Origin of the sequence: Natroniella sp. ANB-PHB2 (assembly GCF_046097105.1) — a bacterium.
Classification (GTDB): Bacteria; Bacillota; Halanaerobiia; order Halobacteroidales; family Halobacteroidaceae; genus Natroniella.
This window is the reverse complement of record NZ_CP175562.1, coordinates 713,992-731,640: the sequence shown is the minus strand read 5'-3', so window position 1 is coordinate 731,640 and position 17,649 is coordinate 713,992. Positions and strand designations below refer to the sequence as shown.

Genomic DNA, 17,649 nt, shown 5'->3' with positions numbered 1-17,649 from the left:
CAAGCCTCATTTATGCACCACAACTGGATGTCGTTTAAGCTCATGTTATCCGAAGTTCCCCCTATCCTCAAACAAATTATTTAATTTAAAATCAACTTACCTTTTCTTTTATAATATTTTGATTTATTAACCCAAAAGTAATATAATAATATTAAGCAACAGCTTATATATTAAATAAATTGAAAGGATTGGTGTATATGAAGTCGATGACTAATAAAGAAATAAAAGAATCGATAGAAAATGTTAAAGCAACATTAGCTATTGAAAATCTAAATATAAACAAGTTAAACATTATAAATGGTGAAAAATATCTTAAAGGACAAATAACTAGTCAAGAAGCAATAGAAAATATAACAAAATATATTAAAAGTAGGCAGTTAAAACAATGACACCTTCTTCAAAATACGGCTCTGATAATTCTAAATATTGTTATCCGAATACAGATGTTTTAATAAATAAACTCAATATTAAAGATAAAGAGTTATTAGAAGAAGCAGACTCTTTATACTCAGCTCAACGATTATTAGAGTTGCAAGCAGAACCTATACCAGGCGACTTTGATCTAGAACATTTAAAAAAAATTCATTATTATATCTTTCAAGATTTATACGAATTTGCTGGTAAAATAAGAGAAGAAGATATAATCAAAGGTAATACTCATTTTGCCAAATCCCAATATATAGTTCCTAATGCTATTAAATTATTTAAAGAATTAAAAGAGGAAAACTTTTTATTAGAAACTACTATTAACGAATTTGCTGAAAGAACTTCATATTATATGGCAGAATTAAATATTATTCATCCTTTTAGAGATGGTAATGGTCGTTGCATCCGAGAATTTATAAGATGTTTAGCTTTAAAGTGTGATTATAAACTAAAATGGAATTCTATAAATAGAGGTGAACTTTTTAATGCTTCAGTAAAATCTGTATTTAATACTGAACCTCTCAGCAAATGTATAAAAAAAGCTATTAAATCTTAATAACTTTGGTGGCATAGTTTCTATGTCATCTTTTTCTATTTTACCCTAATATGCTAAAAAGACAAATGCTTATACAAAAGTGAAGTCTGGTAGGTCGGGAGCCTTACAGCTCCTTTCCCCCATCAGAACCGTACTTGAACCTTTCAATTCATACGGCTCAAGCTCTCTAAACTAGCCTTCGGACTAGCAAACAATAACCTCAGATCTATTTAGCTTTAATTTTCTTTTAAGATAATATTTATCATACTCCTGCAGATAAGGGTTAGCAACAAACTTAATCAATCTATGCCTTACTATCTTTATATCACTTGCAAACTTCAATTTTACATCACCATCTGAGAATATCCAGTCACTAGTTTCATTTGATCGCCAGTACTTTTTCTTTAGCCATTTATTTGGCTTATTAGGATGTCTTCTCTTTGCCCAATTCCACAAGGCTTTGAAAACATCTCTATCTAAGCTTTGAAAGCTTTTCTTAGAACAAGCACTCCTATGATAATTACACCAGCCTATAATCTTTGAATTTACTTTCTTGATTAATGCACCTTGTTTTATTGTTTTATGCTTTTTAATTACTTCTCTTATCTCATTTATGATAGATTTATAGGATTTCTTTGAAGGCTTAATTATCAATTTGCCTTTATACTTTCTAAAATTCCACCCTAAAAAGTCAAATCCATCATTGATATGCGTGATTTTAGTTTTCTCTCTTGATAATTCTAACCCTCTTTCTTTTAAGAAGCCTGCTATCAGTTCTTTTACTTCTAACAATACCTCTCTATTTGTGGCTGTAACCACAAAATCATCAGCATACCTTACTAAATTTATTTTATTCTCTCTGTTATATTTTCTATTGATTGTCCCATATTTGTTAGTCCAATACTCTTGTTTTAGTAACATTTCCAAGCCATCCAAAGTCATATTGGCTAGTATAGGAGAGATCACTCCACCTTGTGGCGTTCCTTTTTTTGTAGAAAAAAGTTCTTTCTTATAAACAAAACCTGACTTTAGAAACTCCCTTAATACCTGTTTATCTATCGGTATATTATCTTCAATCCATTTGTGACTTATATTATCAAAGCAACCTCTTATATCTCCTTCTAAGACCCATTTGCCTGATATTTTCTTTCCCAGTAGCTTAAATAAGTACTCTTTAACATCATTACAACTCCTGTATTTTCTAAAGCCAAAAGATACCCTATCTGCCTTACTTTCAGCTATTGGATCTAGTGCCATTGCATAAACTGACTGCATTGACCTATCAAACATTGTAGGTATTCCAAGAGGTCTTTCCTTCCTAGTTGATTTGGGAATATATATTCGCTTTAATGGTTTTGCTCTATATCCTTTTTTCCTCAACTTTAAAGCATTTTTATACTTACTAGCAGAGGTTGACCACAGTTCATTATCTATACCTGCTGTCTTTTTGCCCTTATTCGTTGTTACTTTTCTTACTGATAATAACTTTGCAAAGTATGACTTTGTTAAAAGATACCCTAACTTTTTAGCTAAATTATCTTTACCTTCAGTTATTGCTCTGGCTATTCGGGATTGAAGTTTATTAACCTTCCTTCTCACAGACCCCCAGACTATTTCTTCCCATCTGAGTTTTGCTTCTTGTTGATCTATGGTCGCCCACTCATAATGAGTTATTTGGCTTGCCATATTCATAAAGTTTCAGTCCTTTCCTGCCTTAGATTACCTTCTAGGAAGTCTGCCTCCTTTCAGAGTAGGGCAAATCTTGAACCCCTATCTATCTCATTACCAGATAGCCTTTGCTTTTTCCCTTTTTCCCATTCCCACTGAGTATTGTATCCCTTTCTTTTGACCTACCTGATGTTATCAGGAACTCATTGAGGTTTCCCAGTTCTATATCTTAGCCAATTCATACTGTCTTAGATTCTGCCTTTACTCCGAAGATATTGGTCTATTTGTCAAGCAATACGAAAACTTACTTGACCCCATCTCTCACCTTTTGGTTATAGTGTATCAGCCTAATTTCACTATTCACGTTTGACGAAGCTTTCAGCAGTTCAATTAATTTAATCTTAACAGTATATTTACCCTAGCAATCATCTGCTTTAAGGCTAGCAGTCTATTTCACATTGTCTTTACGGCTTAGCACAAAACCGTTATCAGTGATGCACCCGTAAATAGGATTACCTCAAATAGAATAGGTAGTCCAAAAATCTCTCAATTTAGACAGCCTAAGATATAGCTTAACCCCTGTTATTTCAAGGGCTGGTCGCACTGGCGTATAACGTCCCACAGATTCACGACGTCCCCATTTATGCTACTAACCTCTAATTAAAACTAAAAATTATGTAATTCATCCCAGCCTTCATATATACTCATCGACTGGGATGTTGTGAATCTGCTGTTATCTGAAGTCCTAGAATAGATAAAAACATATTATTATCACTATGGAATATTTTCTATAGTTTTGTTATCTTTATAAATAACAAATAAGTCCTGCATATTATACAGAACTTAAAAATTATTTTTTCTCAATGTAAAAAATGATTGATGTTTAATTTGATATATTATGGTTATTTACCATAATATCATTAATATTATTTACTTGCCAATCATGTTCAACATTATCATACTGCAATATAGTTTCAGCAAGCCACCTAGCCTCTTTTAAGTCTAACTCATCTATTTGTATATGTGAAAAATGACCATAAATACTTTGATATAAATTAGTTAAAAACCAAATAATAACCTTTGTACTTTCATTTTTTTGAAAACATGACATACTTTCATAATTGTTACTTATTATTATTGGTTGAAAAATATCAAAATCATTTCTACCTAAAAATACTACTGGAATTCCTTGTTCAAAATAGCTTTCAGAAATATCTTGTACATGTTCTCTAACCTCTTCTTCATTAATAATAGATATAGTATAATTGGCTTCTCTTAATTTATCTATTTTGCTAAAGAATAATTCTTGATTAAATATTATTATTAACATCAAAAATAATGCTAGTTTAACTTCTATTAAATTACTAAATGCTTTTATTTGAAACATTACTTTATTTGTTAAAGAAAACGTAAAAATAACCATATCATCTATCGTTTTTCTATAATAAAAGTTTTCTAATTTTTCTTGTAACTTATCTATATAAAGTGCTAACAAATCTTCATTAATTAAATAGTTTGACTGTTCTATACTTATAGCCAATAAATTAGCTATTTGTTCTCTTTCCTTTAGATTTTCAATTAATAACTTATTTATATCCCTATAAGTATTAATACATAATTGTGATCCATTCTCTTTACAATAAGAAATAAACTCAAGAAAAGATAATACTATATTAGACTTTTCATCGAAAACTACAAGCGTAATAATTTCTCTTATTTTACAACAAATATCTTGATGTGTTAAAGTATTGGTGAATCCTTGAATTAAATTTACTAACCCTTCATAATTACCTGTATTTTTTGCTATTATAAACAACTTATCTATAATTTTATTTACTTTACCTTTTTGCTTTAAGCTATCCCAGAGTCTACATGATTCAGCCAATGAAGATAAAGCCTTATCCCAAAAACCTCCCTTTTGATAATACTTACTTGCATTTTCATATGCTAATGCACTGTCTTTATCCAAAGCAACTAGTTTCTTAACTTTAGCTTTTTCAATAAAAGACTCAGCAACTCTATAATTATTTCCTATTTCAATATTCTTTTCTATTGCTTCTTCAGCAAAACTAGTAGCTTTCTCATAATCTTCTTTAGCAATATAAATATTAGCTAATAGTTCCAACGCTTGTCCTTCTATTTTTATAAATCCTATTTCCTTAGCAAATAAATATCCTTCTTTATAATATTTTTCTGCATTATTATAATCATCTTCATCTCTATATACATTCCCTAAGTTTATCAAATTCATGGCTAATCTATCTTTTTGTTTGAATTTATTACAAATCTCTATTGCTCTATTGCAAGCTTTTTTTGCTTCATCAGTTATTCCTTTTCTCCTATAACAAAGAGTAAGAGTATTTAATACTACTGCTTCTAAGATAATTTCATTATTATTTTTTGCTAAATCCAGTAGTATATTAGCATATTCGATTGCTAAATCTAATTTATATAATTCTACTAAACAAGAAGTTAAATTTGTTAAACTAACTTTTAAACCTTTGTAGTCTCCTAATGATTCTGAAATAATATAAGATTGTTTAGCGACTTTAGCACCTTTTTCAAATTTCATTAGTTTTATATAAATATTTGATAAGTTAGCTAATAACATAGCTTTTATTTCATCATCACTATCAGACATACTATCTTCTATCTCATTTACAATTAATAAAGCCTCTTTTTCATTTAAATCATACGCTAAATCCATAGCTTTCCACATTTTTGCAGATATTAATAAATTGTTATCTTGAGTTCTATTTGCATATTTAATAGCAAGTTCAGTACTGCTCTCTGCTTTAGATTTATTATTACTCAATCTATAAAAATTACTTAAATGATAATAAGAATAACCTTTTGTAAAATCATCATTATATAAATTTATACTTTTATTTAAAACTTTAATTCCAAATTCCCATAATCCCCACTGTTCAAGTAAAGGAAGTATTGAAAATAGATAAGGTTTTATTTTTTCATCTTCTAAGTCTAATAATAAATTAATTGCTTCAATGTAATCTTCTCTATCTAAAAATATATTTCCAAGTTTTGTTTTATAATAGGTCATTAGTCCTTTGTCAATTAATAAATCATTTATAAACTCATCAAAAACAGGGTGAAACAGTTCATAAAATCCATCACTTATTTTAATTAATGTAGAAATTTCATCAACTTCTGAAGAAACTTTCAAAGGTGATAATTCTTTTTGACCAACTTCACTTATTGCTTTATATAGTACTTCAAATTCAATAGGAAATAATGGAATAGAAATGATAATTAAAATATTTCGTTGAATCTCATTTAAACTTAACCATAAAGCCTCTTGATAATCTTCAAGTCCATTAGGAAGAGGATAAATTTGATATTTGGAAAAGAAAAATAAATATAACGGATTTCCTTTAGATGCTTCTAGTAATTCTAATACTTTAATACTATTAACCTCTATATTATTAACCTGTAAAAATTTTTTGACCTCACCTTTAGAGAAAGGTTTTATTTCATATTTGCTAATTGAAGAATTAGATTTAATATTTTTATTTCGAGAAGCAAAAATAAATTTATTTTCAAAACCTTCTCTAGCTAATAACTTATTTATTAATCTAATATTTTGTTCACAATCATCTAGCAAAAATAACTTATTAGTACTTTGTAAAAGAACCTCAAATCTAGAGAAAGCTTCATCTTCGCTTTTTATTTTTATTCCTATATCACCTTTATCTAACAAAATCTTATTTATTAAATATTGTAAAACTTCTAAAGTAGATTTTTCCTTTAAAGAAATATAAATAGATTCACATTTTTTAGAAACCTGATTTAATATACATGTTTTTCCTATACCAGGTTCTCCATAAATAACTAGATACTTTTCTTTATTAATAAAATTAAATATTTCTTCTAATATACTTTTTCTAAAAACAATTTTCTTATTTTTAAAAGAATTCTGTAATAAGTTTAGATAGTTTATTGATTCAACCTTATTAATTTTATCTTTAACATTTTCATTTAAATTAACATTTTCAATAATAATCTGAGTGCCATTTACATTATTAATATCTCTTTCTGCACTTTGTTCTTTAATACAATCCATATATAATCACCTGTAATTTTCTATTCTTTAGAATTATTTACTATCTGAACTCCTTGAACATTATTGATATCCCTTTCTGCTTTTTGCTCCTTAATATTTAAAATATTAGACTCTTGAGATTGATTAACTAATTTTTTAATATCTTCTTCATTTTCCTTTACCCATGATTTTAATTCATTAACAAATTCTTGAGGTAATTTTTTCTCTGTAGTATTTTCATATATATCCTCAATATCTCTATATGGCTTATTTACATTTATAGCTGATTTATTAGATATATCCTCTAAATATTCCTCTGCCTCCTTTGAAGAATTAAAATATTTATTAAATTTATTAACAAATGAGTTCTTTAAACCTTCAACACTATAAAATGCTATATTGCCTATTATTCCAGCCCCTGCACAAACCCCTACCCAATTAATAAAAGCTGATAATGTACTAACCTCAGTCTCCATACTATCACTCCTTAGTTAATTTTTTCATTTCGTTAGTATCTAATTTTATTTGTTTACGAATTATTTTTTCATCTAAATAATCTTCTGATGGGAAATAGCTATTAAAATCTTCAACCTCATTTAATAAATACTCTAATATATTTAAATGATAATTTTCTTCCTCAAATAAATCTTCTATTGATTCTCTCTTCTTTAACCTATAAAATAATACTAAATTACAAACTGCTTGTATTATTTGAGATTCTGAATAATCCTTTAATAAATTATTTATAGCTTCCTTTAAAAAATCCTGTTTCTTTATTTTTTCATAAGTTATTGGAAAAAAGTATTTTAAATTTTTAATTCTATTTACTTCAACATCTTTTAACTGTTCTTTATTAAAATTATGCTTGTCTATATCAATCATTCTCTCCTTATCTTCTGTACTATTACAATTATAAGTCTTTAAAATTGAATTCTTCGGAATATTATCTTCTTGATAAAAATTAACTTCCTTTTTTATTATATTTGTATTATCAAATTTATTATTCACAGTCCCTGAACACAAAGTAAATGACCCTCTTTTCTTAACTGTTTTTTTAAATAAACGATAATATTCACTTAAATTTTCAATAGATTTAAAATAAACACAATCAGTAACCAAAGGGGTTATCCATTCTCGTAAATAACTAGGGATGCATCTATCTATTAATCTGTCTATTTCTGGGTAAATACACAGAGTGTATCCTCCTTTTTTATGTTCAATAAAGTCTAATCCTACTGCATCACCATCGCCATTAGAACTTTCTACCCAATCTAGTAAGTGTTGCATAGCTTCCTTACCTAAACTTTCATTTTGAAATATTAATGTAATCTCAGTTGGAAGATTATCTAGAATATTTTTAGGCATACAATAGCCTATTCCAAGAATATTTGCTTGTCTAAATTTAGTAGGGAATTCAATATCACCTAGTACCATTACATTTGGTTTTACACCATACTCAAATCCAAAAATTTCATTCTCTATAGACATCTGTTAGATTCCTCCTCTATTCCACTAACTATTAACTATAAATTAACAATCCTTATATAAATAATACTATATTATTCCATTAAAAACAAGAAACTAAACAACCAATATATTATTATTCATATTTTAAGGAGTCTGGTAGGTTGGGAGCCTTACAGCTCCTTTCCCCCATCAGAACCGTACTTGAACCTTTCAATTCATACGGCTCAAGCTCTCTAAACTAGCCTTCGGACTAGCAAACAATAACCTCAGATCTATTTAGCTTTAATTTTCTTTTAAGATAATATTTATCATACTCCTGCAGATAAGGGTTAGCAACAAACTTAATCAATCTATGCCTTACTATCTTTATATCACTTGCAAACTTCAATTTTACATCACCATCTGAGAATATCCAGTCACTAGTTTCATTTGATCGCCAGTACTTTTTCTTTAGCCATTTATTTGGCTTATTAGGATGTCTTCTCTTTGCCCAATTCCACAAGGCTTTGAAAACATCTCTATCTAAGCTTTGAAAGCTTTTCTTAGAACAAGCACTCCTATGATAATTACACCAACCTATAATCTTTGAATTTACTTTCTTGATTAATGCACCTTGTTTTATTGTTTTATGCTTTTTAATTACTTCTCTTATCTCATTTATGATAGATTTATAGGATTTCTTTGAAGGCTTAATTATCAATTTGCCTTTATACTTTCTAAAATTCCACCCTAAAAAGTCAAATCCATCATTGATATGCGCGATTTTAGTTTTCTCTCTTGATAATTCTAACCCTCTTTCTTTTAAGAAGCCTGCTATCAGTTCTTTTACTTCTAACAATACCTCTCTATTTGTGGCTGTAACCACAAAATCATCAGCATACCTTACTAAATTTATTTTATTCTCTCTGTTATATTTTCTATTGATTGTCCCATGTTTGTTAGTCCAATACTCTTGTTTTAGTAACATTTCCAAGCCATCCAAAGTCATATTGGCTAGTATAGGAGAGATCACTCCACCTTGTGGCGTTCCTTTTTTTGTAGGAAAAAGTTCTTTCTTATAAACAAAACCTGACTTTAGAAACTCCCTTAATACCTGTTTATCTATCGGTATATTATCTTCAATCCATTTGTGACTTATATTATCAAAGCAACCTCTTATATCTCCTTCTAAGACCCATTTGCCTGATATTTTCTTTCCCAGTAGCTTAAATAAGTACTCTTTAACATCATTACAACTCCTGTATTTTCTAAAGCCAAAAGATACCCTATCTGCCTTACTTTCAGCTATTGGATCTAGTGCCATTGCATAAACTGACTGCATTGACCTATCAAACATTGTAGGTATTCCAAGAGGTCTTTCCTTCCCAGTTGATTTGGGAATATATATTCGCTTTAATGGTTTTGCTCTATATCCTTTTTTCCTCAACTTTAAAGCATTTTTATACTTACTAGCAGAGGTTAACCACAGTTCATTATCTATACCTGCTGTCTTTTTGCCCTTGTTCGTTGTTACTTTTCTTACTGATAATAACTTTGCAAAGTATGACTTTGTTAAAAGATACCCTAACTTTTTAGCTAAATTATCTTTACCTTCAGTTATTGCTCTGGCTATTCGGGATTGAAGTTTATTAACCTTCCTTCTCACAGACCCCCAGACTATTTCTTCCCATCTGAGTTTTGCTTCTTGTTGATCTATGGTCGCCCACTCATAATGAGTTATTTGGCTTGCCATATTCATAAAGTTTCAGTCCTTTCCTGCCTTAGATTACCTTCTAGGAAGTCTGCCTCCTTTCAGAGTAGGGCAAATCTTGAACCCCTATCTATCTCATTACCAGATAGCCTTTGCTTTTTCCCTTTTTCCCATTCCCACTGAGTATTGTATCCCTTTCTTTTGACCTACCTGATGTTATCAGGAACTCATTGAGGTTTCCCAGTTCTATATCTTAGCCAATTCATACTGTCTTAGATTCTGCCTTTACTCCGAAGATATTGGTCTATTTGTCAAGCAATACGAAAACTTACTTGACCCCATCTCTCACCTTTTGGTTATAGTGTATCAGCCTAATTTCACTATTCACGTTTGACGAAGCTTTCAGCAGTTCAATTAATTTAATCTTAACAGTATATTTACCCTAGCAATCATCTGCTTTAAGGCTAGCAGTCTATTTCACATTGTCTTTACGGCTTAGCACAAAACCGTTATCAGTGATGCACCCGTAAATAGGATTACCTCAAATAGAATAGGTAGTCCAAAAATCTCTCAATTTAGACAGCCTAAGATATAGCTTAACCCCTGTTATTTCAAGGGCTGGTCGCACTTTCAGATAACGTTTCCAGGGTTCGCGGCGTCACGGTAATCCATTAAAACCTAATTTTAAAAACCTGAATTTCATAAGCTAGTCCCAACCCCCATTTATGCACCTCAATCAGATGCCGCTAACCATGTGTTATCTGACGTACGGCATTTCATACTATAAGTATATATTTCAAAATTTTAACTATTAGACTGAATTTGATTTTCAAACTCTTCTAAAACATCTTTTCCATTATTTTTAAAAACTATTGGAATCCTATCAAAATCTTCTAGAGTATTCAATAATACGTCTTGTAATTTTATATTTTTCCCATCCCATTTATTAATTTTACTAATCACACACCTTAATAATACTTGTCCATATTTTTCAGCTTGTTCATTAAAATCTAACATTAAATCGCAGTATAACTTTATAGATATATTAAAAAGATATTTCTTAAATTTTTCTCTTATTTTACTATTTGCTATGCTATCCATCGATTCTGTCATAGAAATAATAGAATTTTTGATTATGTTTCCACCTTCATATTCATTATTTACACGCTTAAGGCTTATTTTATAATCAACATCATTTTGAAAAATAAACTTTATCCAGTTTCTATAATTATCAAAAATAACATATAAATAATACTCATATAAATTAGCAAATTCTCCTTTTTTTTCATCTGGATATTCTATATTTTTAACAATATTATCAGTGAAGTGATGATAATAATGCAAATGCATAGTTGAAGAAAAATTATTAACTAATGCCTCTTTCACCATAATATCAAAAAATCTAATAGCAACAAAAACAGGAGATTCAAAACATTTTTCTTCATAGTCAACCACAAAAGATTTTTCTACATTATTATTTGTATTTTGGATATATTCTATTGCTCCTTCACCAATAGGTTTCCAAACTTCAAGTTCATTTGCAATTTTTATGTTACTAAACAAAGCATATAATAAATAATTTTCAGAATATATCCTATACCTCGACAATTGATATAAATTTTGATTATTCTTAATCTGTGTATAAAGAACACTCTCATTATCCAATAATAATTCCTTTAAAAAATCTTCTACAAATTCTTTTTTTAATCTTGTTTTTATATTACTATTTATTATCTTTGCTCCTAAATATGGACTTTCTTTTATAAGCTTACTAATAAATAAATTATTTTTTAATAAATCAGAAAATAAGCTATTAAATTCTGATGAAAACTTTATTTTATTTGTATTCCATAAATTGTAAATTTTATTTTTTAATATTTTACTTTTAGATAAAGGTTCTTCATTCTTTAAAATACGTACTGTGTTATTTTCTTCAGCTTTTCTCCCGTTTGGTAAATATTTTTTCATTAAATTTTGGAAAAATAAATCTAAATCAGCAATAATCAATCCAATTTGATCATTATTAAAATTTTTCCTTAAACTTTTTATGAATTCTATTTCTTTTTTTATTTTATTATTAAAAATAAGGTAAGCAAAGTAACCAGATATTAAAATTAATAGCAATAAGCCAAGCATAGAATACCAATAACTATAAATTAAATTAAAACCAATAAAATCAAATACCATCTCATTTTGTTTAATTTTAAAATAACCTTCAAAAATAATTGAAATAAAAAATGATCCTATCATTAAAATTAATAAGATGTATGATATGATAGAAAATTTAAATCTAATATTTCTTTTTTTAGATTCATTAGCAATAGTATATAGCGAAATCATAATACCTACTAAAGATAAAATCAAAGATGAATTCATTAAATTTTCCTCCCAATAAAACTAAAATTAAGTAGTCTGGTAGGTCGGGAGCCTTACAGCTCCTTTCCCCCATCAGAACCGTACTTGAACCTTTCAATTCATACGGCTCAAGCTCTCTAAACTAGCCTTCGGACTAGCAAACAATAACCTCAGATCTATTTAGCTTTAATTTTCTTTTAAGATAATATTTATCATACTCCTGCAGATAAAGGTTAGCAACAAACTTAATCAATCTATGCCTTACTATCTTTATATCACTTGCAAACTTCAATTTTACATCACCATCTGAGAATATCCAGTCACTGGTTTCATTTGATCGCCAGTACTTTTTCTTTAGCCATTTATTTGGCTTATTAGGATGTCTTCTCTTTGCCCAATTCCACAAGGCTTTGAAAACATCTCTATCTAAGCTTTGAAAGCTTTTCTTAGAACAAGCACTCCTATGATAATTACACCAGCCTATAATCTTTGAATTTACTTTCTTGATTAATGCACCTTGTTTTATTGTTTTATGCTTTTTAATTACTTCTCTTATCTCATTTATGATAGATTTATAGGATTTCTTTGAAGGCTTAATTATCAATTTGCCTTTATACTTTCTAAAATTCCACCCTAAAAAGTCAAATCCATCATTGATATGCGTGATTTTAGTTTTCTCTCTTGATAATTCTAACCCTCTTTCTTTTAAGAAGCCTGCTATCAGTTCTTTTACTTCTAACAATACCTCTCTATTTGTGGCTGTAACCACAAAATCATCAGCATACCTTACTAAATTTATTTTATTCTCTCTGTTATATTTTCTATTGATTGTCCCATGTTTGTTAGTCCAATACTCTTGTTTTAGTAACATTTCTAAGCCATCCAAAGTCATATTGGCTAGTATAGGAGAGATCACTCCACCTTGTGGCGTTCCTTTTTTTGTAGGAAAAAGTTCTTTCTTATAAACAAAACCTGACTTTAGAAACTCCCTTAATACCTGTTTATCTATCGGTATATTATCTTCAATCCATTTGTGACTTATATTATCAAAGCAACCTCTTATATCTCCTTCTAAGACCCATTTGCCTGATATTTTCTTTCCCAGTAGCTTAAATAAGTACTCTTTAACATCATTACAACTCCTGTATTTTCTAAAGCCAAAAGATACCCTATCTGCCTTACTTTCAGCTATTGGATCTAGTGCCATTGCATAAACTGACTGCATTGACCTATCAAACATTGTAGGTATTCCAAGAGGTCTTTCCTTCCCAGTTGATTTGGGAATATATATTCGCTTTAATGGTTTTGCTCTATATCCTTTTTTCCTCAACTTTAAAGCATTTTTATACTTACTAGCAGAGGTTGACCACAGTTCATTATCTATACCTGCTGTCTTTTTGCCCTTGTTCGTTGTTACTTTTCTTACTGATAATAACTTTGCAAAGTATGACTTTGTTAAAAGATACCCTAACTTTTTAGCTAAATTATCTTTACCTTCAGTTATTGCTCTGGCTATTCGGGATTGAAGTTTATTAACCTTCCTTCTCACAGACCCCCAGACTATTTCTTCCCATCTGAGTTTTGCTTCTTGTTGATCTATGGTCGCCCACTCATAATGAGTTATTTGGCTTGCCATATTCATAAAGTTTCAGTCCTTTCCTGCCTTAGATTACCTTCTAGGAAGTCTGCCTCCTTTCAGAGTAGGGCAAATCTTGAACCCCTATCTATCTCATTACCAGATAGCCTTTGCTTTTTCCCTTTTTCCCATTCCCACTGAGTATTGTATCCCTTTCTTTTGACCTACCTGATGTTATCAGGAACTCATTGAGGTTTCCCAGTTCTATATCTTAGCCAATTCATACTGTCTTAGATTCTGCCTTTACTCCGAAGATATTGGTCTATTTGTCAAGCAATACGAAAACTTACTTGACCCCATCTCTCACCTTTTGGTTATAGTGTATCAGCCTAATTTCACTATTCACGTTTGACGAAGCTTTCAGCAGTTCAATTAATTTAATCTTAACAGTATATTTACCCTAGCAATCATCTGCTTTAAGGCTAGCAGTCTATTTCACATTGTCTTTACGGCTTAGCACAAAACCGTTATCAGTGATGCACCCGTAAATAGGATTACCTCAAATAGAATAGGTAGTCCAAAAATCTCTCAATTTAGACAGCCTAAGATATAGCTTAACCCCTGTTATTTCAAGGGCTGGTCGCACTGGCGTATAACGATATTAAGAGTTTCACGACGTCTCATTAAAAAAATTAGCTCAACTTATCTCTAAACACTTTTATAAGTTCTTTTCATGCTTCATTTTATTTCGCACTTAGATGTTGTTAAACTTCTTGTTATATGAAGTGCTGAGCTCCTGTGTGTTGCTATGGAATTTTCTTTTAACTCTTATCCAGTCCAATATATCTTATGGTTTTCTTTTTTCATTTTTTAATTAATCTAAACTATAATTCTTTAACTCTATAAATTAACTATTTCTAATAATTTTCTTAAATCTTTTACAAAAAACTCAATGTTAGAGTAACAACTGTTACCCAGCTATTTCTCTTATGCTATTAATTCTCTATCTTTTAAGATTAAACCATCACTTAATTTCTTTCCTAATATAATCAATAAAAGAGCTAAGCTCCCTGATTTAAATTCTTGACCTTTGATTAGTTTCTTTCCACATTCAGGGCAGATTGATTTATCATTTTTTCCTTCACTTTCACAATAATCTTGCCACTTTAAATTTTCTATATCTTTTACTTCATCTTGTCCTAACAGCTTCCTACACCTATTCAACTCTTCTTTTTTACAGCTAGCATATAGTCCATAATGTCTTACTACTTTCAAATGAGGCCTTGGTACATGTAATAAAAATCTACGGATAAACTCTTCTGTTCTAAGAGTCATTATCTTTCTCTTCCTACCATCTTTATTATCTTTATAATAAAACTTAACTTCTTTTTCATTATAAAAAATTATCCTTCTATTAGATATTGGGCCACCTTTTATATAATCCCCAAGATATTTTATTACTCCATTTCCATAAACAGCTTCTCGATCTATATTTACATTCCAATCTTTTTTTCTTTCTTTTCTTAGCATTTCATGGGTTTCATAATAGTTCTTGTTTGATGGTATCTCCATTTCTCCATTATAAACTGTATTATGTATTTCATCTAAAAACTTGCCTCTAAATACTTTCATTAATTCTTGTACTGGTAATAAATAATTCTCTTTGCTTTCTTTCCAGTTCTCTGCCTTCGTAACTCCACCACCTGTTATTAGGCAATGTAGGTGAGGGTGAAAGGCTAAATTTTCTCCCCAAGTTTGTAATGTAGCTATCATTCCCGGAGTTGCTCCTAAGAATTTCTTGTTAGATAACATATTAAATAATGCTTCTTTTACACTTTTAAATAATATTCCTGTTATCTTCTTAGGATTCAACAACCACAACTCATTTAATTCATGAGGTATAGTAAAAACTGCATGATGATGGTGGGTATCTAGAACCTTAGCTGTTTGCTTTCTTTTCCATTCTTCCTTTTGCATCCCTGTACATTGAGGACATGATCTGTGCTTACAGGAATTATACCAAACTCTATAAAAATGACCGTCCGGACATTTTTGAATGTGTCCTCCCATTGCTTCTGTTCGGCAATTAATTATGTTCCAAGCTGCTTTTCTTGCGTGATTTGCTAGTGCATACTCTTTTTCGCATTGGTTATAATATTTTGTAAAGATATCTTGTATCGCAGCCATTTTATATCACTCCTGAAAAAACTTTTTCGAGAAAACTACATAATATCGTTCCCGAAAAAATCCTTCCTTATTCTCTATGCGAAGCATTTAATATAACGATATTAAGAGTTTCACGACGTCTCATTAAAAAAATTAGCTCAACTTATCTCTAAACACTTTTATAAGTTCTTTTCATGCTTCATTTTATTTCGCACTTAGATGTTGTTAAACTTCTTGTTATATGAAGTGCTGAGCTCCTGTGTGTTGCTATGGAATTTTCTTTTAACTCTTATCCAGTCCAATATATCTTATGGTTTTCTTTTTTCATTTTTTAATTAATCTAAACTATAATTCTTTAACTCTATAAATTAACTATTTCTAATAATTTTCTTAAATCTTTTACAAAAAACTCAATGTTAGAGTAACAACTGTTACCCAGCTATTTCTCTTATGCTATTAATTCTCTATCTTTTAAGATTAAACCATCACTTAATTTCTTTCCTAATATAATCAATAAAAGAGCTAAGCTCCCTGATTTAAATTCTTGACCTTTGATTAGTTTCTTTCCACATTCAGGGCAGATTGATTTATCATTTTTTCCTTCACTTTCACAATAATCTTGCCACTTTAAATTTTCTATATCTTTTACTTCATCTTGTCCTAACAGCTTCCTACACCTATTCAACTCTTCTTTTTTACAGCTAGCATATAGTCCATAATGTCTTACTACTTTCAAATGAGGCCTTGGTACATGTAATAAAAATCTACGGATAAACTCTTCTGTTCTAAGAGTCATTATCTTTCTCTTCCTACCATCTTTATTATCTTTATAATAAAACTTAACTTCTTTTTCATTATAAAAAATTATCCTTCTATTAGATATTGGGCCACCTTTTATATAATCCCCAAGATATTTTATTACTCCATTTCCATAAACAGCTTCTCGATCTATATTTACATTCCAATCTTTTTTTCTTTCTTTTCTTAGCATTTCATGGGTTTCATAATAGTTCTTGTTTGATGGTATCTCCATTTCTCCATTATAAACTGTATTATGTATTTCATCTAAAAACTTGCCTCTAAATACTTTCATTAATTCTTGTACTGGTAATAAATAATTCTCTTTGCTTTCTTTCCAGTTCTCTGCCTTCGTAACTCCACCACCTGTTATTAGGCAATGTAGGTGAGGGTGAAAGGCTAAATTTTCTCCCCAAGTTTGTAATGTAGCTATCATTCCCGGAGTTGCTCCTAAGAATTTCTTGTTAGATAACATATTAAATAATGCTTCTTTTACACTTTTAAATAATATTCCTGTTATCTTCTTAGGATTCAACAACCACAACTCATTTAATTCATGAGGTATAGTAAAAACTGCATGATGATGGTGGGTATCTAGAACCTTAGCTGTTTGCTTTCTTTTCCATTCTTCCTTTTGCATCCCTGTACATTGAGGACATGATCTGTGCTTACAGGAATTATACCAAACTCTATAAAAATGACCGTCCGGACATTTTTGAATGTGTCCTCCCATTGCTTCTGTTCGGCAATTAATTATGTTCCAAGCTGCTTTTCTTGCGTGATTTGCTAGTGCATACTCTTTTTCGCATTGGTTATAATATTTTGTAAAGATATCTTGTATCGCAGCCATTTTATATCACTCCTGAAAAAACTTTTTCGAGAAAACTACATAATATCGTTCCCGAAAA

The 17,649-nt window shown here is 29.7% G+C and carries 11 protein-coding genes; 2 read left to right on the top strand and 9 right to left on the bottom strand.

The features are described 5' to 3' along the window. Positions 1–206 precede the first annotated feature (206 nt). Both ACKF5P_RS03660 and ACKF5P_RS03655 read left to right on the top strand, forming a co-directional pair. Entirely contained in the window at positions 207–389 is a 183-nt protein-coding gene (locus tag ACKF5P_RS03660; RefSeq protein ID WP_408956134.1) for an antitoxin VbhA family protein, read from the top strand. Further along, the gene (locus ACKF5P_RS03655; RefSeq protein WP_408956133.1) at positions 386–982 is read left to right on the top strand and encodes a Fic/DOC family protein; all 597 of its coding nucleotides are present in this window, start codon (positions 386–388) and stop codon (positions 980–982) included. Before ACKF5P_RS03660 ends, ACKF5P_RS03655 begins: the two co-directional genes overlap by 4 nt. 183 nt (positions 983–1,165) lie before the next feature. On the opposite strand, the gene ltrA (ACKF5P_RS03650) is transcribed toward ACKF5P_RS03655, so the two are convergent. The 9 genes from ltrA (ACKF5P_RS03650) to ACKF5P_RS03610 all read right to left on the bottom strand — a co-directional run bounded on the left by ltrA (ACKF5P_RS03650) (position 1,166) and on the right by ACKF5P_RS03610 (position 17,591). After that, the gene (ltrA, locus tag ACKF5P_RS03650; protein WP_408956132.1) at positions 1,166–2,647 is read right to left on the bottom strand and encodes a group II intron reverse transcriptase/maturase; all 1,482 of its coding nucleotides are present in this window, start codon (positions 2,645–2,647) and stop codon (positions 1,166–1,168) included. Positions 2,648–3,512: 865 nt separating this feature from the next. Further along, positions 3,513–6,710 (bottom strand): tetratricopeptide repeat protein, encoded by a 3,198-nt coding sequence (locus tag ACKF5P_RS03645; RefSeq protein WP_408956131.1) that lies wholly within the window; start codon positions 6,708–6,710, stop codon positions 3,513–3,515. 20 nt (positions 6,711–6,730) lie between these two features. Beyond that, positions 6,731–7,165 (bottom strand): hypothetical protein, encoded by a 435-nt coding sequence (locus tag ACKF5P_RS03640; RefSeq protein ID WP_408956130.1) that lies wholly within the window; start codon positions 7,163–7,165, stop codon positions 6,731–6,733. Positions 7,166–7,169: 4 nt separating this feature from the next. Beyond that, positions 7,170–8,177 carry a hypothetical protein gene (locus tag ACKF5P_RS03635; protein ID WP_408956129.1) on the bottom strand — a complete coding sequence of 336 codons (1,008 nt, stop codon included), beginning with the start codon at positions 8,175–8,177 and terminating at the stop codon, positions 7,170–7,172. Between the two features lie 229 nt (positions 8,178–8,406). After that, the gene (gene ltrA / locus ACKF5P_RS03630) at positions 8,407–9,888 is read right to left on the bottom strand and encodes a group II intron reverse transcriptase/maturase (RefSeq protein WP_408956128.1); all 1,482 of its coding nucleotides are present in this window, start codon (positions 9,886–9,888) and stop codon (positions 8,407–8,409) included. A gap of 762 nt (positions 9,889–10,650) precedes the next feature. Next, complete coding sequence (locus ACKF5P_RS03625) at positions 10,651–12,222, bottom strand: hypothetical protein (protein ID WP_408956127.1); 1,572 nt, start codon at positions 12,220–12,222, stop codon at positions 10,651–10,653. A gap of 133 nt (positions 12,223–12,355) precedes the next feature. Then, on the bottom strand, positions 12,356–13,837 hold the full coding sequence (gene ltrA, locus ACKF5P_RS03620) for a group II intron reverse transcriptase/maturase (protein WP_408956126.1): 1,482 nt from the start codon (positions 13,835–13,837) through the stop codon (positions 12,356–12,358). Positions 13,838–14,764: 927 nt separating this feature from the next. After that, positions 14,765–15,964: an IS91 family transposase gene (locus ACKF5P_RS03615; protein WP_408954771.1), complete on the bottom strand. Its 1,200-nt coding sequence runs from the start codon at positions 15,962–15,964 to the stop codon at positions 14,765–14,767. Positions 15,965–16,391: 427 nt separating this feature from the next. Continuing rightward, complete coding sequence (locus ACKF5P_RS03610) at positions 16,392–17,591, bottom strand: IS91 family transposase (protein WP_408954771.1); 1,200 nt, start codon at positions 17,589–17,591, stop codon at positions 16,392–16,394. Positions 17,592–17,649: the final 58 nt, after the last annotated feature.